Genomic DNA, 22,945 nt, shown 5'->3' with positions numbered 1-22,945 from the left:
GCCGTAAGGCAGGGGTCAGGCCACCTGCCTGTCCGCCAGCGTGCGGTACATCACCAGCGCGTCGACATAGCCCTCGGCGGGATGCAGGAAGGCGCCGGGCAGGCGCCCCACCACCTCGAAGCCCGCGCGCTGCCATGTCGCCACCGCGCGCGTGTTGGTCGAGACGACGAAATTGTACTGCATCGCGCGAAACCCCAGCCGCGGCGCCTCTTCCAGCGAATGCGCCAGCATCGCCCGCGCCACGCCGCGCCCCTGCGCCGCCGGGGCGGTGACATAGCCGCAGTTGCAGACATGGCTGCCGCCGCCCTTCTGGTTGCGCACCATGTAGTAGGTGCCCAGGGCCTCTCCCGCGTCCTCGGCGACAAAGACATGCCGTTCCGGCCCGAACCAGTAGTCCAGCGCCGCTTCGCGCGGGATGTCCGGGTCGATGGCATAGGTGTCGCCTGCGCGGAACACCGGTTCCAGCATGGTCCAGACCGCCGCCCGGTCCGCCTCGACAGCCTTGCGTATGATCACGCCTGCCCCTCCGTCCTGATATGGATCACCGCGCCGCAATGCTTGCAATGCACCGCGTCCGCGTCATGCAGCACCAGCCCGCAGTGTTCGCACTCCTCGCGCACCTTGTTGGGGCGGATCAATACCTGCACCAGCCGCAGGAACAAGGTGACTCCAAAGATCATCACGATGACCGAAATCAGCCGCCCCACATCCCCTTGCAGGGTGATGTCGCCGAACCCCGTCGTCGTCAGCGCCGTGACGGTGAAATAAAGCGCGTCCGCATAGTTCTGGATCTGCGGATTGAAGGTGTACTGCGTGGCATAGACCAGCCCCGTCATGATGAAGATGAAGACCGCCAGGTTCAGCACCGCCAGCACCACATCCTCGTTGCGGCGGAAATAGGCAAAGTCGCGCCTCAGCTGGGCCGACAGGTGGTAGGTGTGCAATAGCCGCAGCGTCCGCATCACCCGCATGAATCCCAGCCCCTCGCCCGCCAGCGGCGCCAGGAAGGAAACGATGGCGATCAGGTCGGCGATCGTCACCAGCCGCGTCATCAGCCGCACCCGGTTGGTCGAGATCCAGAACCGCGCGCCGAGCTCCGCCAGGATGATGACACCGAACACCGCGTCCACCGTTTCGACGAAGGGGCCGTGTTGGGTAAAGGACGTGGCGATCACGAAGAGGATGGTGCCGATGTCAAAGAACAGCAGCGCGTAGCGGAACCTGTGCGCCCGGTCGCTCTCACCGACATAGAGCTCACGGATCTTGTTGCGCATGGGCCGTCCTTTGGTGGTCTGGGCAAAAGACTAGGACGGTTTTCCGGGAAGGGAAAGACGCCCGGGGGGCTGGCGCGATGACCCGGCATCGCGCTCCCCCCGAACGAAAAACGCCGGCCCTTCATGGACCGGCGTTTCCACAAGCCTGGGGCGGGGTTTCCGCCGTCCCGGTCAGTAGACCACGACAGAGCGGATCGATTCACCCGCGTGCATCAGGTCGAAGCCCTTGTTGATCTCGTCCAGCGTCAGCGTGTGCGTGATCATCGGGTCGATCTCGATCTTGCCGTCCATGTACCAGTCGACGATCTGCGGCACGTCCGTCCGTCCGCGCGCGCCGCCAAAGGCGGTGCCGCGCCAGACCCGGCCGGTGACCAGCTGGAAGGGACGCGTCGAGATCTCGGCCCCGGCGGGTGCCACGCCGATGATGATCGACTCGCCCCAGCCCTTGTGCGCCGATTCCAGCGCCGTGCGCATGACGTTCACGTTGCCGGTCGCGTCAAAGGTATAATCCGCGCCGCCCTTGGTCAGGTCGACCAGGTAGGGGACAAGATCGCCCTCGACCTCGTTGGGGTTGACGAAATCGGTCATGCCGAACTTCTCGGCCATCGCCTTCTTGTCGGGGTTCAGGTCGACGCCGACGATCTGATCCGCCCCGGCCAGCCGCAGGCCCTGGATGACGTTCAGGCCGATGCCGCCCAGGCCGAACACGATCGCGCGCGACCCGATCTCGACCTTGGCGGTATAGATCACCGCGCCGATGCCGGTGGTGACACCGCAGCCGATGTAACAGACCTTGTCGAAGGGCGCGTCGGGGTTGATCTTGGCCAGGCTGACCTCGGGCAGGACCGTGTGGTTCGAGAAGGTCGAACAGCCCATGTAGTGCAGGATCGGCGTGCCATCGAGCATGGAAAACCGCGAGGTGCCGTCCGGCATCAGGCCCTGCCCCTGCGTCGCGCGCACGCTCTGGCAGAGGTTGGTCTTGGGGTTGAGGCAGTATTCGCACTGGCGGCATTCGGCGGTGTAAAGCGGGATGACATGGTCGCCCGGCTTCAGCGAGGTCACGCCCGGGCCGACCTCCATCACCACGCCCGCGCCCTCGTGGCCCAGGATCGCCGGAAACAGGCCTTCGGGGTCGGCGCCCGACAGGGTGAACTCGTCGGTGTGGCAGATCCCCGTCGCCTTGATTTCCACCAGGACCTCGCCGGCCTTGGGGCCTTCCAGGTTCACGTCCATGACCTCAAGGGGCTTGCCCGCTTCCAGGGCTACTGCGGCTCTTGTGCGCATCGTCCATCCTTCTCGTGGATTTGTATTTGCGCGGACTCTGATGCAAACCGAGGGCCGTCGCAAGCGCGGGCCGGGCCTTTTTGGGCACGCTTCGCCCGGCGCCGGACGCCCGGTGCCAAGGCGGGTTTCCCAAAGGTCACGGGGCGACCGGACACGCGACAAATGCGACACCAGCGCCGCCGATCTCCCCCGTCCGGCCTGCGACCTTTGCGCCCGTTAACCGGATTTCCGGCCGGCGCCGCGTCGCAACGCCGGAGGCCGCCCCGCGTTTTGTACAAAATGCTGGAATCGCCGTACCTTTTGTACGTTTTGTACGATTCGCAGCGACGGGGCCGGGGTGACACCTGCCCTCCGCCTTGTGGTCGCGGACACCGCGCCCCCAAGGTCTTGTGTTGCGCGAACGGCGTACGCCCCGTTACCCCACCGTGCGCCCTTGAAACCCCGCCTCACGGACTCGACTCCACGTGCTGCGAAGGCTAGAACATAACAAGAACATTCTGCCCGCGACTCCCCATGCCCAACCGCCGTATCCTCTCGCTCTGGTTCCCCCGCCTTGGCGCCGAACGCCTGATCCGCGCCCAGCCTCACCTGGCCGAAGTGCCCTTTGCCACCGTCGCGCAAGAGGGCGCGGCGCAGGTGTTGGGATCGCTGTCACAGGCCGCCTCCCTAGCCGGACTGCGCCCCGGTCAGCCGCTGCGCGACGCCCATGCCATGTGCGCGGGCCTGCTCACCCGTCCGGCGCAACCCATTCAGGAGAAAGCCTTTCTTGGCGCCCTGCACCGCTGGGCGGGCAAGTTTTCGCCCTGGGTCGCGGTAGAGCCGCCCGATGCGCTGGTGATCGACCTGACCGGCTGCGCGCATCTCTTTGGCGGTGAGGAACAGCTTGCACAACAGGCCACGCAGGACTGCGCCGACCTTGGCCTGACGGTGCATTTCGGCATCGCCGACACGCTGGGCGCGGCCTGGGCGCTGGCGCGTTTCTCGCAGCAACAGGCAGACCCCGCCCGCTCCGGCGACGCCATCGACCAGGAGGCCCCCGCCACCCGCGCCCGCGCCGGCAAACGCCGCCACTGGACCCGCGGCGGCACCGCCCCGCCACGCTCCGCCGCGCAGGGCACCAGGACACGCATCGCGCCCCCCGGCCAGGGCTGGCGCGCGCTGTCACCCCTGCCCATCGCGGCATTGCGGCTGGAACCCCATGTTATCGAACAGCTTTCCCGCCTCGGGTTGCGCCGCGTGGGGGATCTTCTGGGTCAGCCCCGCGCGCCGCTGGCACGCCGGTTCGGGCGCGGACTGGTCGATCGGCTGGACCAGGCCACCGGCGCCGCGCCCGAACCGGTCTCGCCCAGCGCACCGCCGGATCGCTTTGCCCTGCGCATGTCCTTTCCCGATCCCATCGGGCTGGAGGAAGACGTGGCCGAGGCGCTCTCGCGCATGACGGAACGGCTCTGCACCACGCTCAAGGCCAGGGGCCGCGGCGTCCGATCACTGCGGATCGAGGCGCATCGCTGCGATCACCAGATGTACTGGCAGACCGTCACCAGCGCCGTGGCCAGCGACCAGCCCCACAGGCTCATGCCCCTGATAAGGCTCAAGATCCCTGGGCTGGAGGCTGGCCCCGGCATCGACATGCTGCGGCTGGAGGCGGTGGTGCACGAACCGCTCCATGCCCGCACCCGCGCCGGCCACCTGGAGGCCGCGCAACAGGGCACCCGCCGCATCCACGGCGGCGCCGCGCTTGAGGACCTGGTCAGTCGCCTTGGCGCCCGGCTGGGGATGGAGGCGATCACGCGCCGCGCCCCTGCCGACAGTCACATCCCTGAAAAGGCGTCGCAAATCCTGGCCGCTGCCTGGTCACAGGCCGCACGCGACTGGCCCGCGCCCCCGGTAATCCGCCCCCTGCTGCTCTGGCGGCCCGAGCCTGTCGCCGCCCCAGACCAGCCGCGCCCGCCGCAGCGGTTTCGCTGGCGCGGAAGGGACTGGCAGGCCACCGCCCGAACGGGTCCGGAACGGATCGCGCCGGAATGGTGGCTGGACGATCCCGACTGGCGCTCGGGCCCGCGTGACTACTGGCGAGTCGATACGGACCGCGGCGAAAGGCTCTGGCTGTTCTACGCGCATGGCGGCATGGCCTCACCCGGCTGGTTCTGCCAGGGCAGCTTTGCCTGAGCGCCACTGGTCATCCGCGCCGGCCCATGACAAAAACGCGACGACCAAGGACGGAGCCGCCCATGCAGATCGCCTCTCTCATCGCCAAACCCGGACAGCTCGACCCGGCGTTGGTCGAAAACCTGCGCAACGCGCTGGGGGGCGGCACGGTCAGCTGGCTTTCCCCGGACGAGGCAGCTGAATTCCCGCTGGAAACCACGCCCGGCAACCTCGACGAGATCCGCGCCTCCATCGCGGAGATGGCGGACCTGAACGTCCTGCCAGAGGCGAACCGGCGCAAGCGGATGCTGCTGGCGGACATGGACAGCACCATGATCCAGCAGGAATGCATCGACGAACTGGCCGAAGAGGCAGGCGTCGGCGCCCATGTGAAAGAGATCACCGCCCGCGCCATGAACGGCGAGCTGGATTTCGAAGGCGCCCTGATCGAACGGGTCGCCCTGCTCAAGGGGCTGCCGGAGAGCGTCATCGACAAGGTGGTCGAGACCCGCATCACGCTGATGCCAGGCGGCAAGACCCTGCTGGCGACGATGCACGCGGCGGGCGGGCATTGCGTGCTGGTCTCGGGCGGGTTCACCGCCTTCACCACCCGGGTTTCGGCACTCCTCGGTTTCGACCAGAATCGCGCCAACACGCTCTTGATCGAGAACGGTGAGCTGACCGGAGAGGTCGGCCGCCCGATCCTGGGCCGCGAGGCCAAGGTCCAGGCGCTGGACGAAATCACCGGCGAACTGGGGATTTCCGCCTGTGACGTGATCGCCGTGGGCGACGGCGCCAATGACCTTGGCATGCTGACCCGCGCCGGGCTGGGCGTGGCGCTGCACGCGAAACCCTCGGTGCAGGCGCAGAGCGACCTGCGGGTGAACCACGGTGACCTGACAGCCCTGCTCTACCTGCAGGGCTATGCCAAGGGCGATTTCGTCACCACATGACCGCGCCAGTCCCGGGTCCGACCCGGGACCTCATGCCATCGGTGCCGGTTCAGCCGGCGAGACCCGCCACGGGGCGGATTTCCCCGGTCACCAACCCGTCCCAATTGCGAATCGGCGGGTTCAGGAAGCGCGCCACGTCCGGGTGGTTCGCGTCCAGCACCCCCAACCGCACCATCAGCGCCGCGATCACGCATTCCGAAGCGCGCGTCGCCCCATCCGCGATCTTGACCGCCACGCCCAGGCCGCGCGCGGGCAGTATGGCGATGAAATAGCCCTCTGCCCCTGTCTTCAGCGCCACCGGCTCTTTCGCGGCCTGCATCAGCAGGGTGCAGGCACGCCCCTCGCCCGCGACCAGAACGGGATGTGCGATCATCGCCTCCACCAGTTCCGCCGCCGCCCGAGACTGCGCATCGCCCCGCCCCGCTGCGCCCGCAAAGAACGCCATCGCGCGTGCCATGCCCATCATCGTGGTGGCGAAATTGGGCGCCGAACAGCCGTCGATGCCGAACCCCGGGCTGGTTTCGCCGGTCACCTCTTCGAAGGCCTCGCGGCAGGCCAACTGCACGGGATGCGCGGGATCGACGTAATCCGGTCCCGCCTTCAAGTGCTGCGTCAACGTCAGAAAGCCGGTATGCTTGCCGGAACAGTTGTTCAACACACGCCCGGGGTCTTGCCCCTCCCGGATCATCGAGAATCGCAGTTCCTTGTCCCGCGAGGGCTGCGGCCCGCATAGCAGGTGGTCCTCAGACAGGCCCCTTTCCGCCAGCCAGTCGCCCACCAGGCGCGCATGCAGCGGCGCCCCGTTATGAGAGGCGCAGGCCAGTGCCAGCCGCTCTGCCCCCAGCCCGGCCTCCCGGGCCGCGCCCGAGGACACGAGCGGCAGCGCCTGGAGCATCTTGGCCGAACTGCGCGGCAGGATGACCGCCTCGGGGTCGCCCCAGGCATCGACGATTTCGCCCTCGGTGTCACAGATCACGGCGTGCCCGGAATGCCAGCTTTCGATCACGGGTCCGCGATGAATTTCGACCAGGGGAACCGCTGTCATGAACAACCTCCAACAGTTGAGCGATAATCTGCCACCGGGGCTTTTACGCCCGACTTCTTTCAGGCTATTGTCCCGCCGTCGAGATAAAAACCCTTTCGTGTGCGGGCCATCCGGGACATTCAAGGCCCAGTGCGGAAGTCGAGGTAGAGACAGCTGGAGGCTGCAGGAATGATTTCAGGTCTGGGTCGGGGATTGGGCGCGCTCGCCCTTGTGCTGAGCGCGGCGGCAGCAGGCGCGCAGGATAGCAGTACGGCGCGCGTGGACGCGATGACGGACTGGTCGGTGTTCGAGGAGGAAACGCCCCGCGAATGCTGGGCCGTGACCACCTACAAAGAAAGCGTCAACACCAAGGACGGCCGCGTGGTCGCCGTGACGCGGGGCGAGATCCTGTTGATGGTCTTCTTCCGTCCCGAGGCAGGGGTCAGCGGCCAAGTCGCCTTTACCGGCGGCTATCCCTTCGCGGACGGGTCGACCGTCAACGTGGTGATTGGCGACAGCGAGTTCGAGCTTTATACCGAAGGCGAATGGGCCTGGCCGGCCACCCCGCAGGACGACACCCGGATCATCACCGCGATGAAGCGCGGCGCGGACGCGGTGATCACCGCCGTCTCCTCTCGCGGGACCACCACCAAGGACACCTTCTCGCTGCTTGGGTTCACCGCCGCCTTTGAAGACGCCGAGGCGCGCTGTTCCTGATCGGAGGGGAACGGCCCAAGGCCGTTTCTTGAGTATTTGAAGAGAGAAGAAGCAAGGGCCGCGTGACGAAATGTCATCCGGCCCTTTGGCTTTGCCTGCGAATCCTGTATACGGCGGGCTTCGCGCCAGACAGGAGCCTTTTCGCATGACTGCGACGACGCCCATTACCCAGGATCTCTTGACCGTCCCCCGCAAGCTGCCGGAGGGACCGATAAACATCATCGGCCTGACCCGCCCGCAACTGCGCGAGGCGCTGTTGGCCGCCGGCACACCGGAAAAGCAGGTCAAGATGCGGGTCAACCAGGTCTGGCAGTGGCTGTATCACTGGGGCGTGCGCGATTTCGACGCCATGACCAACCTGGCCAAACCCTATCGCGCATTGCTGGCCGAAAACTTCGTGATCGCGTTGCCAGAGATGGTTTCGCGTCAGGTTTCGGCCGATGGCACGCGCAAGTACCTCGTCCGCATCGCCGGCGGGCACGAGGTCGAAGTGGTCTACATCCCCGAGGAAGACCGCGGCACGCTGTGCATTTCCTCGCAGGTGGGCTGCACGCTGACCTGTTCCTTCTGCCATACCGGCACACAGAAGCTGGTTCGCAACCTGACCGCCGGAGAGATCGTCGGGCAGATCATGCTGGCGCGCGATGACCTGGACGAATGGCCGGAACCGGGCACCGGCACGGGCGAGAGCGGCCCGCGCCTGTTGTCGAATATCGTCCTGATGGGCATGGGCGAGCCGCTGTACAACTTTGAGAACGTTCGTGACGCGATGAAGATCGCGATGGACGGTGAAGGCATCGCCCTGTCGCGCCGCCGTATCACCCTGTCCACCTCTGGCGTGGTGCCGGAAATCGCCAAGACCGCCGAGGAAATCGGTTGTCAGCTGGCGGTCAGCTTTCACGCCACCACCGACGAGGTGCGCGACAAGCTGGTGCCGATCAACAAACGTTGGAACATCGAAACGCTACTGAACGCGCTGCGCGAATACCCGCGCCTGTCGAACTCGGAACGCATCACCTTTGAATACGTGATGCTAAAGGACGTGAACGACACGGACGAGGACGCGCGCCGGTTGGTCAGGCTGATTAAGGGCATCCCGGCCAAGATCAACCTGATCCCCTTCAACGAATGGCCCGGCTCGCCCTACCAGCGCAGCGACTGGTCCCGGATCGAGAAGTTCGCGGATATAATCTATAAGGCCGGCTATGCCTCGCCGATCCGCACCCCGCGGGGAGAGGACATCATGGCAGCCTGCGGGCAGTTGAAATCCGCCACGGAACGGGCACGCAAGTCGCGCGCGCAGATCGCTCAGGAAACCGGTCTGGGCTAAGCCTCAAAAAAAATTCGTTGTCGGGTCTTTACCTTCCCATGACTGGAACCCCCATATCCAGTCGCAGGAGGCACGATCCATGACTCGATTGCGATTCGAAGTAACCGGAATGACCTGCGGCGGCTGTGCCGGACGGGCCACACGCGCGCTGGAAGGCGTCGAGGGCGTGGCCGAGGCGAACGTCAACCTCGCCAACCGGATCGCCACGGTCGAGACCGATACCTGCGCCGGGGAGTTGCGCGACGCGCTCGAGACGGCCGGGTATCCTGCCGCTGAACAGCGCATCCGCCTGCGCATCGAGGGCATGAGCTGCGCCTCTTGCGTGGGCCGGGTGGAAAAGGCGCTGGCCGCTTTGCCCGGCGTGCTGGAAGCGCGTGTTAACCTGACTGCGCAGACCGCCGAGGCACTGGTTCTGGCAGGCAGTGTCGATCCGCAGGCCCTGGTCGAGGCCGTGACAGCGGCGGGCTACCCGGCCACGCCGTTGGACTCGGGTGAGACCCCCGATGCAACCGCCCGCCAGGCCGAGGAAGCCGCTGCACTGAAACGGCAAACCCTGATCGCGGGCGCCCTGACCCTGCCGGTCTTCCTCGGTGTCATGGGCGGCCACCTCATCCCCGCCCTGCACCACTGGATTGACGCCACCCTGGGGCAAACCCTGTGGTGGACGGTACAATTCGTGCTGACGACGCTGGTCCTGGTGGGGCCGGGCCGCCGGTTCTACCGCATTGGTCTGCCGCTGCTGGTCAAGGGAGCGCCCGACATGAACTCGCTGGTCGCGCTGGGGACGCTGGCGGCATGGGGCTATTCCTCGGTTGCGCTCTTTGCGCCAGCGCTGCTGCCGGAATCCGCCCGGGCCGTCTATTTCGAGGCGGCTGCTGCGATCGTCACGCTGATCCTCATGGGCCGCTGGCTGGAAGCGAGCGCCAAGGGGCGCACCGGCGCCGCCATTCGCCACCTGCTCGACCTGCGTCCCGACATGGCCCGCGTCGAACGCGACGACGGAACCGCAGAAATTCCATTTACTGAACTGCAGACCGGCGACATCCTGCAGGTCCGCCCCGGCGAACGGATCGCCACGGATGGCATCGTGATCTCGGGCCGGTCCTTTGTCGAGGAAAGCATGGTCACCGGGGAACCTGCCCCGGTCGAGAAATCCGAAGGCGCGCAGGTCATCGGCGGTACCGTCAACGGCGCCGGCGCACTGCGGGTACGGGCCGAGGCGGTGGGCGCCGACACGGTCCTGTCGCGCATCGTCTCGATGGTGGAACAGGCGCAGGGCGCGCGGCTTCCGATCCAGGCGCTGGCCGACAAGGTGGTGCTGTGGTTCGTCCCCGCGGTACTGGTCATCGCCGCCCTCACGGTCCTCGCCTGGCTGATCTTCGGGCCCGGCCTGACCTTTGCGCTGGTCGCCGGTGTCTCTGTCCTCATCATCGCCTGCCCCTGTGCGATGGGCCTGGCCACGCCGGTCTCGATCATGGTGGGCACTGGGCGCGCGGCCGAACTGGGCATCCTGTTTCGCAAAGGCGAGGCGCTCCAAAGGCTGGATGGCGCCAAGGTGATCGCCTTTGACAAGACCGGTACACTGACCGAGGGTCGCCCCGCACTGGTGCACAGCGAACCCGCGCCCGGGTTCGATGCGGACACGGTCCTGCGCCTCGCCGCCGCCGCCGAACAGGGTTCGGAACATCCCATCGCCCGCGCCCTGGAGAAAGCCGCCGGTCCAGCCCCTGCCGCCCAAGAGGTCGAGGCCATTCCCGGACACGGGTTGCGCGCGCGGGTCGAAGGCCACGCCGTTCTGGTCGGCAATGCGCGGCTGATGGCGCGCGAGAACATCAACATGACCCCGCTCTCCGACGCTCTGCACCAGATGGAACGTGCCGCCCAGACCCCGGTGCTGGTTGCCGTGGACGGCATGCTGGCCGGCGCCTTCGCGGTGGCCGACCGGATCAAGCCCGGCGCCCGCGCTGCCGTGGACGCCCTGAAACGGGCCGGCATACGCGTGGCCATGATCTCGGGCGATGCGCGGCCCGTAGCCGAGGCCATCGGCGCAGACCTGGGCATCGACCAGATCCAGGCCGAGGTGCTGCCCGAAGGCAAACTGGATGCCGTGCGCGAACTGCGTGACCGCTTTGGCCCCGTGATCTTTGTCGGGGACGGCATCAACGACGCGCCCGCCTTGGCAAAGGCAGATGTCGGCCTTGCCATCGGCACCGGCACAGATGTCGCCATCGAAAGCGCCGACGTGGTGCTGTCCTCAGGGGCGGTCGCCGGGGCCGTCAATGCGCTGCATGTCAGCCGGGCAGTGATGCGCAACATCCGGCAGAACCTGGTCTGGGCCTTCGGCTACAACGTGGCGCTGATCCCTGTTGCGGCAGGCCTGTTGTATCCGCTGACCGGCATGTTGCTCTCGCCCATGCTGGCGGCTGGCGCGATGGCGCTGTCCTCGGTCTTTGTCCTGTCCAACGCATTGCGCCTGCGCGGGCTGCAAGGGGCGCTTGGCGACGCCCCCGCCGCCGCCACGGCGCCCCAAACCCGGGAGGTAACGGCATGAACATCGGGGAGGTTGCGGAACGGGCCGGACTGCCGGCCAAGACGATCCGTTACTACGAGGACATCGGCCTGGTGAAACCGCCGCGCGACGCCAACGGCTACCGCGCCTTTCGCGACAGCGATCTGCACAAACTGGCCTTTCTGGCGCGGGCCCGCGCGCTGGGGTTCTCGATCGAGGACTGCCGCGTTCTTGTCGGCCTCTATCAGGACGATCACCGTGCCAGCGCCGACGTCAAGCGTGTGGCCGAGGAACACCTTGCCCGGATCGACGAAAAGATCGCCCAATTGCAGGGGATGCGCGATACGCTGGCGACTCTGGTTGATGCCTGCCACGGCGACGACCGTCCTGATTGCCCGATCCTCAAGGACCTGGCCGAAGGGAGCTAGGCCACACCAGCGCCCTGCGCCACCGGCGCCATTGGCAGCGGATCTGGGCGCAGGAAACTCTCCATATGGCCACGAGACAGTTCCCAGTGTTGCAGGGCAAGGTCGGCGGCTTGGTCCGCTGCGCCGGTTTCGATGGCGGCGATCAGGGCCTCGTGCTGCTGCACGGCCTTCTTGACCAGCTTGCGCTCTTTCTTGGAGCCGGGGCTGTAGAGTCCGTGGCTGAGGCGGGTCTGGTCGATCAGCAACCGGTTCAGCGCGGGCAGCATGTAGGGGTTCGCCGCCATCTCGCCGACCTGCGCATGAAACCCGTGATCCGCGAGCGCCGCCGCCCCGTCGTCCGCGCTTTCCAGGGCCTGCTGGAACCGCAACTGCGCCGCCTTCAGCGCCTCCAGCCCCTCGCCACCCCGGACCTCGGCCGCCAATCGCGCAGCCGTGGCCAGGATCAGCGGTGCGGTCTGCAGGAACGCCCGCAAACTCGCAAGCTCTAGCGAAACGACCCGGGCGCCCCGGTTTGCCTCCAACCGCAGGTATCCTTCGCCCGCCAGGACCTGAAAGATCTCGCGCAGCGGCGTGCGTGACAGGCCGTAGTCGGCGGCAATCCGGCCCTCGTCCAACTCTGTCCCCGGCGGCAGGTCTTGCAACAGGATCCGTTCTCGCAGCGCCTCGCGGCAGATTTCCTTTGGGCTGGCAGTCATCGCGTTTCGTCCACAGGACGCCTCAATACATTCTGGATACGAAAAGTATGCAGTATGTATAGGCTGAAAGCCACGCCATTACGTGAGTCGTCTCTGGAAAACTCCTCGGGCAAGGTCATCAAGGCGGGCCGCACTGGCCCTGTCCGCCCGTTCCCGCGACAATCCTCAGTGCGAATGACCCGCGTGGCCGTGTTGGCGTGCATCTTCCGCCTCGATCACGACGTCGATCTCCAGTTCCCCGGCCGAGGTCAGCAGGATCACTTCCCAGTGGTGCCCCTCTTCCAGCACTGCCTCAAGCCCGTCGAAACGGATCGCCAGACCGTCCGGCGCCAGCGCCAGCTGCCGACCAGGGGCCACCGGGATCGGCGGCAAGGTCTCGAACCCCATTTCGCCGCCCTTCATGCGAAAGCCGACCAACTGCCCTTCCACGCCGCTGTCCAGCCGTGCGCCCAGGATCTCGACCGGGGCCGCGCCTTCGTTGTGCAGATCCATGAACAGCAGCGCGTGATCATGATCGGTGGCATTGGTCCAAGGATGCAGGATTTCCAGCCCGCCGATTTCAAAGGCGTGGGCCGGCTCATCGTGGTCATGCCCCTCTTCGGCCAGAACCGGGGTGGTCATCAGCAACAGTGCGGCAAGCAGGTGTTTCATTGGCGTAGGTTCTCCACTACGGGGCGCGTCAGGACGACAAGCGCCGGAACTAGCGACAAAAGAGACATGGCCGACAGAAAGCCCAGCGCCAGGTTCACCTCGGCCCAGGTGATCGACGCGGTCACCAGGATATCGGTCCGTTGCGTCACGATCCGCGACAGGACCAAGGCCGCGGCATAGCCGAACGCCAGCCCAAGCGCCGTTCCCGCCACCAGCAGCGTGACGCCATACCCCCAGACCACCGCCATGACAAAGCGGCGCGGCGCCCCCAGCGCCCGCAGCATCGCCAACTGCCGCTGGAAAAGGCGTGTAAGGATGAACAGGCCCAACAAGACAGAGGCCGCCACCAGCACCTGTGTCACGACGGACATCACCGACATGGCCTGCCGCACGTCCCCCATGACCCGATAAAGATCGGCCAGAACGGTGCCCGGAAAAAAGGCCATAGTCTCACCGGCCACGGTGAATTCCGACCGCAGCGCGTAATTGGCCCAGAGCTCTCCGGCATGGACGATCACCGCCGGGGTGCCCGGGAACAGCTCGGGGGTGAAGGGAGGACCGATCCTGTCGCCCTCTTCGAAGGTGTGGCCATTGGCCAGGCCATGAACCTCCCAGACGGTCTCGACCGGGATCAGGATGGCGCGATCCCAAGGCGAGCCGCTGCGCGCCATCCGCCCGACCACCTCTATCTCGACCCCTTCATGGGCCTCGTCATCTGCGCCACTGCCCCGGCCGTGGGCTGGCGTGAACCTATCGCCGATCTGCAGGTCGATGGCCGCCCCGACCACGGCCTCACCGGAGCGGGCGAATATTCGCCCTTCGATCCGGCCATCGCTGAGGTAGGTGACAAAATCCGTGATGGTTCCGACCACCGGCGCGCCGTCGTGGCTGTCACCAAAGGCAATGGGCGCCGCGATCTGTACCTGGGGGTGGTTGGCAATCCGGTCATAGGCCACCCCATCCAGCAGGGGCACGGCACTGGGCTGCAGAAAGACCGCCGCCAGCATCATGGTCAGTTCCGATCCGGGCGCGGTCACCACCAGGTCGAACTTCTCCGCCGCCTGCGCGCTGCCGATCCGCAGCCCGCGCTCTTGCGCGATCAGCCCGATGCCCATGCCGGTCGACACGGCGATCAACAGGATGAACAACAGGTTGGCCCAGCGAAACCGCCACATCAGCGCGCGGACCAACGGCAGGGGTCGGAATCCCCGCATCAAAACGCCCCCGATCACCAGCAAAGGCAGCAAGAGTGCCCCGGCAATGATCAGGTCCTGCGCCAGGACGGGGAGGCTGTCCCAACTGTCCCTCATGCGGCCTGCACCCCGGTATCCTCCGTCACTTGCCCGTCCTCGATCGTCAGCACGCGGTCCAGTCGTTCAAGCAGGTGGGTATCGTGGCTCACCGCGATCAGGGTCTTGCCGCCAGCGCGCGCCAGGCCGGTCAGATCTTCTATCAAGGCATCGGCAGCCCTGCGGTCCAGACTTGCGGTCGGTTCATCGGCCAGCAACAGGCCCGGATCGGTTGCCAGCGCACGCGCAATGGCCACCCTTTGCCGCTCGCCGCCGGAAAAGGACCCGACCGTGCGGGTGCCCTCCGGCACGCCCAGCCGAGCCAGCACCTTGGCGGCACGGGCGCCGATTGCCTCTCGGTCACGGCGCGGCTTGAAGAGGCCGGACAGCCCCGCGTTTTCCTGCGGCGAAAGTTCCTCGAACAACAAGAAGTCCTGAAAGATCAGGCCCATGTTCCGTGCGCGAAAGGCGGTTCGGCGTTCCGGCCGCAGGCGGGGCAGGTCCACCTCTGCCCAGCACAGGCGCCCATGCGCCTCGATCAGGCCGCTGAGGGCGTGCAGGAAAGTCGATTTCCCGGCGCCTGACGGGCCGCGAATGCCGATAAGGGCGCCCGCCGGTGCGGAAAGTTCCGCAACCGCCAACAGCGTCCGGTGGCCTGCCCGCACCTCCAGGTCTGTGATTTGCAGGGGCATTGCCATCAGAGTACCGCTCCTCGTGCGCCGTCTGTCCGGTTGGCCCCATGATCAGGCAGGGCGCTTGCGGTCACGACTGCGTGAAAAAGGGACGGCATGAGGCGGCACGGCATTCCAATTGGGAGAAAATCCTTCCCCCGTTTCGTTATGTTATAACGTACATTCCGCGCCTTCGCTGTCAAGCCTCACCCAAAAGCGGCATCATAGGCAGCCACCAGTTCCGCGGCACGCGTCTTGACGTCCGCGGCAGTGCGCCCGGGCTTGTACAGGCTTGATCCGATACCGAACCCCGTGATCCCGGCCTTTTGCCAGTCGATGAAATCCTCTGGCCCGACACCGCCCACGGCATAGGTCGCGGCCTCGGTCGGCAGCACCGCCTTGAGTGCCGAGAACCCGTCGAGCCCCAGCTTGAACGCTGGAAAGAACTTCAACCCGTCGGCGCCGTTGCGCAGGGCGGTGAAGGCCTCTGTCGCGGTAAAAACGCCCGGATAGGACAAGAGCCCCGCCGACTTGGCCGCAGCGATCACGCGCGGATTGCAATCGGGCGAAACCACCATGCCCGCCCCCAACGCCGCAAGTTGCCCCACCTCGACCGGGTCCAGAACCGTCCCTGCCCCGATCAGCGCCTTGTCGCCCGCATGGGCGATCATCCGCCGGATGCTCTCGAACGGGTCGGGGGAATTCAGCGGCACCTCGATCTTGGTGATCCCGGCGTCGATCAGCGCCTCAGTGACAGGGGCGGCCTCATCCGGGGTCAGGCCGCGCAGGATGGCGATAAGCTCTCTGGTCATGTCGGGTCCTTCATCTGGTGGTATGCGGCGGTCAGACCGGCAAGCGTTACATCCCCGGCGGGCAGCAGGCGGGGTTGCACACCCTGCGGCTCGAGCGCCGTGGCATAGGCGGTGGCAAGCGCGTCCTCGCCCAGGATCACCACCTCCTGGCCCAGCCAATAGGGGCGCGCCGCGGCAAGTTCCGCCCCGATCAGCAGGCCCGACAGGCGCGCGCGGGATGCTGCCGATCCGGTCCCGTGCAACAGCGCATCGGCGCGCAGGGTAAACAACGAGGCGGCAAGTCCGGCGGGGCGGGACAGCGAATCGCTGACCGCGCTGGCAAAGACCTCTGCATCCCAGCCCTCGTCGGTCATCGTGTGACGCAGGACCGACTGGTTGCTCAGAAGGGCGAAAAGTTCACCTGTCATGAAGGTCCGGAAGGACACGATCTCCCTGGCGCTGATGTGAGCCCATTTCGTATGCGTTCCCGGCAGGCAAAGAACGCCGTCAAAGCGCGGCTCCTGCGCCAGGAAACCGGCGATCTGGGTTTCCTCTCCGCGCATGACATCGGCAGGGCGGTCCTGCTGGACACCGGGAAGGATCTGCACCGACAGGCGAGGATCCTGCACCGGCGGACGGATCCCACGAACCGGCGGCTCACAGGGGACGGCGGCATACGGCGCCTCTGCCCACCCCTGCCGCGCACCCGCCATGCCGCAGATCACCACCGGCACGGTCGTATCGGGCAGGCGATCCCCAAGGAGGTCCAGCAGCGTCGGCTCGAAGGCGTCGGGCGTCAGGCGCGACATGCCACGGTCGGACTCGATCAACTCCAGCGGACGGTCCTCTGCATCCATCGGCCAGACCCGCAATCGCGAGGTCCCCCAGTCCACGGCAATCCACGAGAGTGCATCTGTCGGCATGGTCCCTGCTCCCTTCCGATCCTTGCGCCGAACATGGTCCGGCCTCTCCAATGACCCTGCCAAGCGTCCGGATGCAAGCCCCGCGCGGGTTGACATCGCCGCCCGAAGCGCGCGCTATCGCCCCGAACCCGACCGGAGGAGACTTAATGTCCCAGCTTTTCTCGCTTGCCGACCGACGCGCGCTTGTCACCGGATCCTCACAAGGGATCGGATACGCCCTTGCGCAGGGCCTGGCCGAGGCCGGCGCCGAGATCGTCCTGAACGGACGCGATGCGGGCAGGCTGGCCAAGGCCGCCGAAACTCTGCGCGGCGCCGGCGCAACGGTGCATGAGCTTGCCTTCGATGCCACTGACCATGACGCCGTTCGCGGGGCGGTCGACGGGTTCGAGACAGAACACGGCGCCATCGACATCCTGGTGAACAACGCCGGCATGCAGCACCGGACCCCGCTGGAGGATTTCCCCGCCGAGATGTTCGAAAAGTTGCTGCAGACCAACGTCGCCAGCGTCTTTCACGTCGGCCAGGCCTGCGCGCGGCACATGATCGGGCGCGGGCGTGGCAAGATAATCAACATCGCCTCTGTCCAGACCGCCCTCGCCCGGCCCGGCATCGCTCCCTACACGGCGACCAAGGGCGCGGTCGGCAACCTGACCAAGGGCATGGCGACCGACTGGGCCCGCCACGGACTGCAATGCAACGCCATCGCGCCGGGCTATTTCGACACCCCCCTGAACGAGGCCCTGGTCAACGACACCGAGTTTTCCGCCTGGTTGGAAAAGCGCACGCCCGCGGGCCGCTGGGGCAAGGTCGAGGAACTGGTGGGGGCCTGCGTCTTCCTGTCCTCGGATGCCTCCAGCTTTGTGAACGGGCACACGCTGTTTGTCGACGGCGGCATCACCGCCTCGATCTAGGCTCAGGCGGCAGGGAACCGCGCGCGTGTGCGGTTGGCAAAGGCCACCAGAGACAACATCACCGGAACCTCGACCAGCACGCCCACGACCGTCGCCAGCGCCGCGCCCGAATTGAGACCAAAGAGGCTGATGGCGACGGCCACGGCCAGTTCAAAGAAGTTCGACGTGCCGATCATCGCGCAGGGCGCCGCGATCCGGTGCGGCACCTTCAGCGCATAGGCTGCGCCGTAAGCCAGCGCAAAGATGCCGTAGCTTTGCACCAGGATCGGCACGGCGATCAGAACGATGACCAGGGGCCGGGCCAGGATCACCTCGCCCTGCAGGCCAAAGAGAATGGCCACCGTGGCGATCAGTCCGACCACGGACCAGGGTTTGACCCGTGCGGTGAACCTCTCGACCGCTTGCTGGCTGCCCAACGCCCGCCGCGTCAGCAACCCCGCGATCAGCGGCAGCACCACATAGAGCACCGTTGCCAGGACCAGCGTTTCCCAAGGCACGGAAATCTCTGTCACGCCCAGCAGAAAGGCGACGATGGGTGCAAAGGCAAAGACCATGATGATGTCGTTCACCGACACCTGCACCAGCGTATAGGTTGCGTCCCCACGGGTCAGCTGGGACCATACAAAGACCATAGCGGTACAGGGCGCGGCCCCCAGCAGGATCAGCCCGGCGGTGTATTGCGCGGCATCCTCGGGCGCGATCCAGGGGGCAAAGACATAGTCGAAGAACAGAACCGCCATCAGCGCCATCGTGAACGGCTTGATCAGCCAGTTGACCGCCAGCGTCACGATCAGCCCCTTCGGCTGCCGCGCCACGCCGGAAATCGCGCCGAAATCGACCCCGACCATCATCGGGAAGACCATTGCCCAGATCAGCACCGCGACGACCAGGTTGATGCGGGCGACCTCGGCCGCCGCGATGGCCTGCACCAGTCCGGGGGCCATCACGCCGATGCCCAGGCCCACCAGCATGGCCAATGCCACCCAGAGGCTGAGATAGCGTTCAAAGGTGCCCATCGCGGGATCGGCGGTTGTATCGGTCATTGTTCGGGCTCCATGTCGGTTGGCGCGGTTGGCGCACAGGTGATCCGGTCCAGGAACGGCTGGCAAAGCTCGGGTCGACCGCCGCAGCAGTCCTCCATCAGGAAGGACAACAGTCCGCGCATCGCATCGATATTCGCGAAATAGCGCACCGACCGCCCCTCGCGCAGCGAGCGCACAAGGCCGGCCCCGGACAAGATGTTGAGATTGTTTGACAGGGTGTTGGGACGGATGCTCAACCGTTCCGCGAGTTGCCCTGCGGTCACGCCGTCGGGGCCAGCGTTGACCAGCAGGCGGAACACGTCGATCCGCGCGTCATGCGCCAGGGCAGAGAGGGTGGCAATGGCATCAGTTTTTTCCATAATTCATGTATATTCGAATTAATGGCGTTCGCAAGACGTCGTCCGCGTTCTTTTCGTTCGAAGAAGGGAGGCTGCGTCGATCTCTCCGGAAACGAAAAAGGGACCCAAGAGGGCCCCGACGCACTGGATGATCAAATTGGTCGGAGTGAGAGGATTCGAACCTCCGGCCCCTGCCTCCCGAAGACAGTGCTCTACCAGGCTGAGCTACACTCCGACCGTGGCGGGCGGGATAGCCCAGCGCCGGGGCTTTGGCAAGGCTCAATCGTGCGCTTGCTGGTGGTCTTTTGCGCGTGCCGCCTGGTCTTTCCTGAAAAACCGCACACGGGGCACCATCCCCGTCTCGAACCGGGTCCGGGACCGCAGCACCGGGCGGTTGGTCGAGGATTTTCCGCCCTCGCGCAGCACGATGTAGGTGCCGCTGGCGATGATGATTCCCGCACCCGCCGCCGTCCAGGCGTCAGGGTATTCGTTGAAGAAGATCGCCCCGGTGAAGACCGCCCAGAGAATCTGCGAATACTGCATCGGGGCAACCACCACGGCCTCGCCCGCCTTGTAGGCCATGATGACCAGCGCCGAGGCCGCAAAGGCCATGACCGACATCAACGCCAGCCCGCCCAGTTCCAGGGCCGGCATCGGCTTGTAGACAAAGGGCAACGCCGCGCCCATGACCATGAAATTGGTCAGGATCGGGTATAGCAGCATCACGACGCTGCGTTCGTCATGGCCGATCTTGCGCACGATGATCGAGGCCAGCGAACTGGCAAAGGCCGCGACCAGCGCCGCCAAATGTCCCAGGCTCAGTTCGGTGGTCCCCGGACGCAGAACCACCAGAACGCCGCAGAGGCCGACGACCACCGCAATGCCGCGGCGCAGGCCCACCTGTTCGCCCAGGATCGGGATTGCCAGCAGCGTAATCAGCAGGGGGGCGGCAAAGAGAATCGCATAGACCTGCGCAAGGGGCAGAACGGAAAAGGCGTAAAAAGCCGACAGGCCGGTAGCGACTGCGGACAGGGTCCGCACCAACAGCCACCAGGGATGTACCGGGCGCAATGTCCCGGGCTGCGATTCGCGGATCAGTAGCAGCGTCACCAGCGGAAAGGAGAACAGCCCGCTGAAAAAGACGATCTGGACCGGGCTGTAACTGGCCCCCAGCCACTTCACGATGACGTCGTGAAGCGAGAACACCCCGAAAGCGAGCAGCGCCAAAAGGGCGCCTTTGGCGTTATGAGACATCCGGAATCCGTAAGGCTGAGTGGATTGGCACCGCGTGTTATCGCTATCACAGGATGATTGCGCCCGGAACGCAAGGGGGACAGGCGCATCTTCGCCCGGTCAGGGGCAGGGCTGGTCCGTCCAGCCGTCGCTGTTGCCGCGCCTACAGCGTTGACGATGACCGAAGGCAACGAGCTGCCACCCTCCATCGGCGCGGACGAACTCGAACCGGCGCTGAAGGGCTCGGGTCGAATCATCGGCCAGGCCGTCCTCCGTGGCCTCGATGATCAGCCGTCCGTCCGTGATCCCTGCGGTCAGCTCCAACCGGGGGAGCCCCTCACCTTCACCCGGAAAGCCCAGCACCAGATCCTGGACCAGGGACATCGGCATGTCCGTCACTTGGGCTGGGGGCGCACGGAAATCGGAATAGCCGGGCAGGATCTGGACCTCTTCGGCGACGAGGGGCGACGCAAGCAGGCAGGCGATCAAGGCGGGACGCATCATGGGCAGAAACCTTTCGGGCCGGACAGGATGATCCTGTCCGGCCCGAGCATCCCTGTCGAGTGGGAAATTTCTTACAGCGAGGCGTCCAGAGCGGCGACGATGGCGTCGCCCATCTGGCTGGTCGACACCGGATCGACCCCCTCTTCGCCCAGCAGATCCGCGGTGCGTGCACCGTCGGCCAGTACTTTTTCCACGGCCTGTTCCAGGCGCGTCGCCTCGTCACCGAGGTCAAAGCTGTAGCGCAACGCCATCGCGAAAGACAGGATACAGGCGATCGGGTTCGCCTTTCCCTGACCGGCGATATCGGGCGCGGACCCATGCACCGGCTCGTACAGCGCCTTGGGACGGCCATTGGCCATCGGTGCGCCCAGGCTGGCCGAGGGCAGCATGCCAAGGCTGCCGGTCAGCATGGCGGCGGCATCGGACAGCAGGTCGCCGAACAGGTTGTCGGTCACGATCACGTCGAACTGCTTGGGCCAGCGGCACAGCTGCATGGCGCCCGCGTCGGCGTACATGTGGCTCAGCTCGACCTCGGGGTAGTCCTTGCCCACCTCGGTCACCACCTCGCGCCAGAGCACGCCGCTTTCCATGACGTTGGCCTTTTCCATCGAGCACAGCTTCTTGTCGCGCTTCATGGCCAGTTCGAACGCGGACCGCGCCACGCGGTCGATTTCAGACTCGGTGTAGCGCTGGGTATTGATGCCCACCCGCTCGTTGCCTTCCTCGATGATTCCGCGCGGCTCGCCGAAATAGATGCCGCTGGTCAGCTCGCGGACGATCATGATGTCGAGGCCCGCAACCACGTCCGGTTTCAGCGACGAGAAATCCGCCAGCGCGTCAAAGCACTGGGCCGGGCGCAGGTTGGCGAACAGGTCCATCTCCTTGCGCAGGCGCAGCAGGCCGCGCTCGGGCTTCACGCTGAAATCCAGCACGTCGTATTTCGGGCCGCCGACGGCACCCAGCAGAACAGCGTCCACCTCTTGCGCCTTGGCCATCGTATCATCGTGCAGCGGCGTTCCGTGCGCGTCATAGGCCGCGCCGCCCACCAGATCCTCGGACACGTCGAAGGCCAGGTCGCGCTTTGCGCCATACCAGTCGATGACCTTGCGGACCTCGGCCATGACCTCGGGGCCGATGCCGTCGCCCGGCAGGATGAGAAGCGAAGGGTTGGACATGGTCGGGCTCTCCTATTCGTGACGTCAGGCCCGTAGCGCGCGAGGGCACTCTGGTCAATATCACCCCGCTTGTTACGGCCCGACATGAACCGAAAGGCCCTCGGCCAGCGCCTCCCAGACGCGGCGGAGTCGCGGCGTGTTCCGGACCGCCTCATGCGCGGCCAGCCAGAGCGGCAGGCTCGGCAGCGGGATCTGCGGCAGCACCCGTTCCACCAGCGGTTCGTCGTCACCGATGCTGCGCTGGGCAAAGCCGATCCCGCAGCCTGCCTTGATCAACTCCCAATAGACGGGGTGGTGATCGGTGCGGGTCGCAAACCAGTCCCGCTGCGCGTCCACACCCATCTCTCGCATGCCGCGCAGGATCAGGTCAGAGCGGTCATACCCAACCAGGTCGTGGTCAAGGAACGCCTCGAAGGCGTCCGGCCGACCCCGGCGCGCAATATAGGATTTCGCCGCGTAGATCCCCAGCGGCAAGTCGCCCAAGTGGCGCGTGACAATGTCCAGTTGTTCGCTGCGGTACATGCGGACGGCGATATCCGCCTCACGGTACAACAAGTTCTCGGACCGGTCCGTGGGGACCAGCTCGATGCTGATTTCCGGTTCCGCCTCACGCAATTTCGCAAGGATCGGCGGCAGATGGTATTGCGCGGTAAAGACGCTGGCGGTGATCCGCACGGGACCGGAGAGTGTCTCTGCCCGCCCTGCGGCCGCAAGGCTGAGCCCCCGCATCCCTTCGGCCATCCTCCTTGCATGGGGCAACAACTCGGCGCCGGCGTCGCTGAGCGCGAGTCCGCGCGGCTGGCGGCGGAACAATTCCAACCCCAGAGTGGTCTCGATCTGACGAACCTGCCGCCCAGCGGTAGGTTGCGAGATCCCCAGTCGTCGTGCTGCCTCTGACAGCGACCCGGTTTCGGCCACGGTCAGGAAGGTCTGGACCAGCGACCAGTCAAGCTTGGTGACAATAGCATCCATTCATTCATGAATACATGAGATGCGGATTCTGGCAATTCCTCAAATCTGGCGAATGAGGCACCATGGGTGGCATGTCAGATGG

At 65.9% G+C, this 22,945-nt stretch carries 23 protein-coding genes and 1 tRNA gene; 7 read left to right on the top strand and 17 right to left on the bottom strand.

The window, feature by feature from the left end; translation table 11 throughout:
* Window positions 1–15 precede the first annotated feature (15 nt).
* From ACQY5B_RS24285 to ACQY5B_RS24275, 3 genes are all read right to left on the bottom strand, one after another.
* A complete protein-coding gene (locus ACQY5B_RS24285; protein ID WP_305970242.1) occupies window positions 16–468 on the bottom strand; it encodes a GNAT family N-acetyltransferase in 453 nt (150 codons plus the stop codon).
* Window positions 469–512: 44 nt separating this feature from the next.
* Window positions 513–1,274 carry an ion channel gene (locus ACQY5B_RS24280; RefSeq protein WP_420326960.1) on the bottom strand — a complete coding sequence of 254 codons (762 nt, stop codon included), beginning with the start codon at window positions 1,272–1,274 and terminating at the stop codon, window positions 513–515.
* Window positions 1,275–1,445: 171 nt separating this feature from the next.
* Window positions 1,446–2,558, bottom strand: a complete 1,113-nt coding sequence (locus tag ACQY5B_RS24275) for an S-(hydroxymethyl)glutathione dehydrogenase/class III alcohol dehydrogenase (RefSeq protein ID WP_420326961.1) — start codon at window positions 2,556–2,558, stop codon at window positions 1,446–1,448.
* 513 nt (window positions 2,559–3,071) lie between these two features.
* Here ACQY5B_RS24275 and ACQY5B_RS24270 point away from each other — a divergent pair.
* Both ACQY5B_RS24270 and serB read left to right on the top strand, forming a co-directional pair.
* Window positions 3,072–4,727 carry a Y-family DNA polymerase gene (locus ACQY5B_RS24270; protein ID WP_420326962.1) on the top strand — a complete coding sequence of 552 codons (1,656 nt, stop codon included), beginning with the start codon at window positions 3,072–3,074 and terminating at the stop codon, window positions 4,725–4,727.
* Window positions 4,728–4,789: 62 nt separating this feature from the next.
* Window positions 4,790–5,659 carry a phosphoserine phosphatase SerB gene (serB, locus tag ACQY5B_RS24265; RefSeq protein WP_420326963.1) on the top strand — a complete coding sequence of 290 codons (870 nt, stop codon included), beginning with the start codon at window positions 4,790–4,792 and terminating at the stop codon, window positions 5,657–5,659.
* A gap of 49 nt (window positions 5,660–5,708) precedes the next feature.
* On the opposite strand, the gene ACQY5B_RS24260 is transcribed toward serB, so the two are convergent.
* A complete protein-coding gene (locus ACQY5B_RS24260) occupies window positions 5,709–6,704 on the bottom strand; it encodes an asparaginase (RefSeq protein ID WP_420326964.1) in 996 nt (331 codons plus the stop codon).
* Window positions 6,705–6,872: 168 nt separating this feature from the next.
* Between ACQY5B_RS24260 and ACQY5B_RS24255 the strand changes: the two genes are divergently transcribed.
* From ACQY5B_RS24255 to cueR, 4 genes are all read left to right on the top strand, one after another.
* On the top strand, window positions 6,873–7,400 hold the full coding sequence (locus ACQY5B_RS24255) for an invasion associated locus B family protein (RefSeq protein WP_305970178.1): 528 nt from the start codon (window positions 6,873–6,875) through the stop codon (window positions 7,398–7,400).
* A gap of 145 nt (window positions 7,401–7,545) precedes the next feature.
* Window positions 7,546–8,730, top strand: coding sequence for a dual-specificity RNA methyltransferase RlmN (gene rlmN / locus ACQY5B_RS24250; RefSeq protein ID WP_420326965.1), 1,185 nt, complete (start codon window positions 7,546–7,548; stop codon window positions 8,728–8,730).
* 79 nt (window positions 8,731–8,809) lie between these two features.
* Complete coding sequence (locus ACQY5B_RS24245) at window positions 8,810–11,281, top strand: heavy metal translocating P-type ATPase (protein ID WP_420326966.1); 2,472 nt, start codon at window positions 8,810–8,812, stop codon at window positions 11,279–11,281.
* Entirely contained in the window at window positions 11,278–11,667 is a 390-nt protein-coding gene (gene cueR, locus ACQY5B_RS24240) for a Cu(I)-responsive transcriptional regulator (RefSeq protein ID WP_420326967.1), read from the top strand. The genes ACQY5B_RS24245 and cueR overlap by 4 nt, the downstream gene beginning before the upstream one ends.
* On the opposite strand, the gene ACQY5B_RS24235 is transcribed toward cueR, so the two are convergent.
* From ACQY5B_RS24235 to ACQY5B_RS24210, 6 genes are all read right to left on the bottom strand, one after another.
* Window positions 11,664–12,362, bottom strand: coding sequence for a GntR family transcriptional regulator (locus ACQY5B_RS24235; RefSeq protein WP_420326968.1), 699 nt, complete (start codon window positions 12,360–12,362; stop codon window positions 11,664–11,666). The two genes, cueR and ACQY5B_RS24235, sit on opposite strands and share 4 nt — an antisense overlap.
* 165 nt (window positions 12,363–12,527) lie before the next feature.
* Window positions 12,528–13,013, bottom strand: a complete 486-nt coding sequence (locus ACQY5B_RS24230; RefSeq protein ID WP_305970173.1) for a copper chaperone PCu(A)C — start codon at window positions 13,011–13,013, stop codon at window positions 12,528–12,530.
* Window positions 13,010–14,323: an ABC transporter permease gene (locus ACQY5B_RS24225; protein WP_420326969.1), complete on the bottom strand. Its 1,314-nt coding sequence runs from the start codon at window positions 14,321–14,323 to the stop codon at window positions 13,010–13,012. The genes ACQY5B_RS24230 and ACQY5B_RS24225 overlap by 4 nt, the downstream gene beginning before the upstream one ends.
* Complete coding sequence (locus ACQY5B_RS24220) at window positions 14,320–15,000, bottom strand: ABC transporter ATP-binding protein (RefSeq protein ID WP_420326970.1); 681 nt, start codon at window positions 14,998–15,000, stop codon at window positions 14,320–14,322. Before ACQY5B_RS24220 ends, ACQY5B_RS24225 begins: the two co-directional genes overlap by 4 nt.
* Before the next feature lie 179 nt (window positions 15,001–15,179).
* Window positions 15,180–15,785, bottom strand: coding sequence for a 2-dehydro-3-deoxy-6-phosphogalactonate aldolase (locus tag ACQY5B_RS24215; RefSeq protein ID WP_420326971.1), 606 nt, complete (start codon window positions 15,783–15,785; stop codon window positions 15,180–15,182).
* Window positions 15,782–16,687, bottom strand: a complete 906-nt coding sequence (locus ACQY5B_RS24210; protein WP_420326972.1) for a 2-dehydro-3-deoxygalactonokinase — start codon at window positions 16,685–16,687, stop codon at window positions 15,782–15,784. The genes ACQY5B_RS24215 and ACQY5B_RS24210 overlap by 4 nt, the downstream gene beginning before the upstream one ends.
* Window positions 16,688–16,833: 146 nt before the next feature.
* On the opposite strand from ACQY5B_RS24210, the gene ACQY5B_RS24205 reads away from it, so the two are divergent.
* Window positions 16,834–17,598: an SDR family oxidoreductase gene (locus ACQY5B_RS24205; RefSeq protein ID WP_420326973.1), complete on the top strand. Its 765-nt coding sequence runs from the start codon at window positions 16,834–16,836 to the stop codon at window positions 17,596–17,598.
* Window positions 17,599–17,600: 2 nt separating this feature from the next.
* Here the strand turns inward: ACQY5B_RS24205 and arsB are convergent, their stop codons facing one another.
* The 7 genes from arsB to ACQY5B_RS24170 form a co-directional block, all read right to left on the bottom strand.
* A complete protein-coding gene (arsB, locus tag ACQY5B_RS24200; protein WP_305970167.1) occupies window positions 17,601–18,641 on the bottom strand; it encodes an ACR3 family arsenite efflux transporter in 1,041 nt (346 codons plus the stop codon).
* Complete coding sequence (locus tag ACQY5B_RS24195; protein ID WP_420326974.1) at window positions 18,638–19,000, bottom strand: ArsR/SmtB family transcription factor; 363 nt, start codon at window positions 18,998–19,000, stop codon at window positions 18,638–18,640. The genes arsB and ACQY5B_RS24195 overlap by 4 nt, the downstream gene beginning before the upstream one ends.
* A 137-nt stretch (window positions 19,001–19,137) precedes the next feature.
* Window positions 19,138–19,214: transfer RNA gene (locus ACQY5B_RS24190), tRNA-Pro, on the bottom strand.
* Window positions 19,215–19,258: 44 nt separating this feature from the next.
* Window positions 19,259–20,233 carry a DMT family transporter gene (locus ACQY5B_RS24185; protein ID WP_420326975.1) on the bottom strand — a complete coding sequence of 325 codons (975 nt, stop codon included), beginning with the start codon at window positions 20,231–20,233 and terminating at the stop codon, window positions 19,259–19,261.
* 99 nt (window positions 20,234–20,332) lie between these two features.
* Window positions 20,333–20,716 (bottom strand): hypothetical protein, encoded by a 384-nt coding sequence (locus ACQY5B_RS24180; RefSeq protein WP_420326976.1) that lies wholly within the window; start codon window positions 20,714–20,716, stop codon window positions 20,333–20,335.
* A 71-nt stretch (window positions 20,717–20,787) separates the two neighbouring features.
* Window positions 20,788–21,891, bottom strand: a complete 1,104-nt coding sequence (gene leuB / locus ACQY5B_RS24175) for a 3-isopropylmalate dehydrogenase (protein ID WP_420326977.1) — start codon at window positions 21,889–21,891, stop codon at window positions 20,788–20,790.
* Between the two features lie 72 nt (window positions 21,892–21,963).
* Window positions 21,964–22,863 carry a LysR family transcriptional regulator gene (locus ACQY5B_RS24170; protein WP_420326978.1) on the bottom strand — a complete coding sequence of 300 codons (900 nt, stop codon included), beginning with the start codon at window positions 22,861–22,863 and terminating at the stop codon, window positions 21,964–21,966.
* Between the last annotated feature and the right edge of the window lie 82 nt (window positions 22,864–22,945).

Origin of the sequence: Antarctobacter sp., from assembly GCF_965277915.1 — a bacterium.
Lineage (GTDB): Bacteria > Pseudomonadota > Alphaproteobacteria > Rhodobacterales > Rhodobacteraceae > Antarctobacter.
Note: the sequence above shows the minus strand (reverse complement) of the source record. Positions and strands in the feature narration are given on the sequence as shown.

What these genes read in the sequence shown, in the direction of transcription:
- ACQY5B_RS24225 (WP_420326969.1), bottom strand. Translation starts at nt 14,323, where the DNA reads ATGAGGGACAGTTGGGACAGCCTCCCCGTCCTGGCGCAGGACCTGATC.
- ACQY5B_RS24235 (WP_420326968.1), bottom strand. Translation starts at nt 12,362, where the DNA reads ATGACTGCCAGCCCAAAGGAAATCTGCCGCGAGGCGCTGCGAGAACGG.
- ACQY5B_RS24210 (WP_420326972.1), bottom strand. Translation starts at nt 16,687, where the DNA reads ATGCCGACAGATGCACTCTCGTGGATTGCCGTGGACTGGGGGACCTCG.
- ACQY5B_RS24220 (WP_420326970.1), bottom strand. Translation starts at nt 15,000, where the DNA reads ATGGCAATGCCCCTGCAAATCACAGACCTGGAGGTGCGGGCAGGCCAC.
- ACQY5B_RS24285 (WP_305970242.1), bottom strand. Translation starts at nt 468, where the DNA reads ATGCTGGAACCGGTGTTCCGCGCAGGCGACACCTATGCCATCGACCCG.
- ACQY5B_RS24215 (WP_420326971.1), bottom strand. Translation starts at nt 15,785, where the DNA reads ATGACCAGAGAGCTTATCGCCATCCTGCGCGGCCTGACCCCGGATGAG.
- ACQY5B_RS24270 (WP_420326962.1), top strand. Translation starts at nt 3,072, where the DNA reads ATGCCCAACCGCCGTATCCTCTCGCTCTGGTTCCCCCGCCTTGGCGCC.
- cueR (WP_420326967.1), top strand. Translation starts at nt 11,278, where the DNA reads ATGAACATCGGGGAGGTTGCGGAACGGGCCGGACTGCCGGCCAAGACG.
- ACQY5B_RS24180 (WP_420326976.1), bottom strand. Translation starts at nt 20,716, where the DNA reads ATGATGCGTCCCGCCTTGATCGCCTGCCTGCTTGCGTCGCCCCTCGTC.
- ACQY5B_RS24275 (WP_420326961.1), bottom strand. Translation starts at nt 2,558, where the DNA reads ATGCGCACAAGAGCCGCAGTAGCCCTGGAAGCGGGCAAGCCCCTTGAG.
- ACQY5B_RS24185 (WP_420326975.1), bottom strand. Translation starts at nt 20,233, where the DNA reads ATGTCTCATAACGCCAAAGGCGCCCTTTTGGCGCTGCTCGCTTTCGGG.
- ACQY5B_RS24255 (WP_305970178.1), top strand. Translation starts at nt 6,873, where the DNA reads ATGATTTCAGGTCTGGGTCGGGGATTGGGCGCGCTCGCCCTTGTGCTG.
- ACQY5B_RS24205 (WP_420326973.1), top strand. Translation starts at nt 16,834, where the DNA reads ATGTCCCAGCTTTTCTCGCTTGCCGACCGACGCGCGCTTGTCACCGGA.
- arsB (WP_305970167.1), bottom strand. Translation starts at nt 18,641, where the DNA reads ATGACCGATACAACCGCCGATCCCGCGATGGGCACCTTTGAACGCTAT.
- serB (WP_420326963.1), top strand. Translation starts at nt 4,790, where the DNA reads ATGCAGATCGCCTCTCTCATCGCCAAACCCGGACAGCTCGACCCGGCG.
- ACQY5B_RS24230 (WP_305970173.1), bottom strand. Translation starts at nt 13,013, where the DNA reads ATGAAACACCTGCTTGCCGCACTGTTGCTGATGACCACCCCGGTTCTG.
- ACQY5B_RS24195 (WP_420326974.1), bottom strand. Translation starts at nt 19,000, where the DNA reads ATGGAAAAAACTGATGCCATTGCCACCCTCTCTGCCCTGGCGCATGAC.
- ACQY5B_RS24280 (WP_420326960.1), bottom strand. Translation starts at nt 1,274, where the DNA reads ATGCGCAACAAGATCCGTGAGCTCTATGTCGGTGAGAGCGACCGGGCG.
- rlmN (WP_420326965.1), top strand. Translation starts at nt 7,546, where the DNA reads ATGACTGCGACGACGCCCATTACCCAGGATCTCTTGACCGTCCCCCGC.
- ACQY5B_RS24260 (WP_420326964.1), bottom strand. Translation starts at nt 6,704, where the DNA reads ATGACAGCGGTTCCCCTGGTCGAAATTCATCGCGGACCCGTGATCGAA.
- leuB (WP_420326977.1), bottom strand. Translation starts at nt 21,891, where the DNA reads ATGTCCAACCCTTCGCTTCTCATCCTGCCGGGCGACGGCATCGGCCCC.
- ACQY5B_RS24245 (WP_420326966.1), top strand. Translation starts at nt 8,810, where the DNA reads ATGACTCGATTGCGATTCGAAGTAACCGGAATGACCTGCGGCGGCTGT.
- ACQY5B_RS24170 (WP_420326978.1), bottom strand. Translation starts at nt 22,863, where the DNA reads ATGGATGCTATTGTCACCAAGCTTGACTGGTCGCTGGTCCAGACCTTC.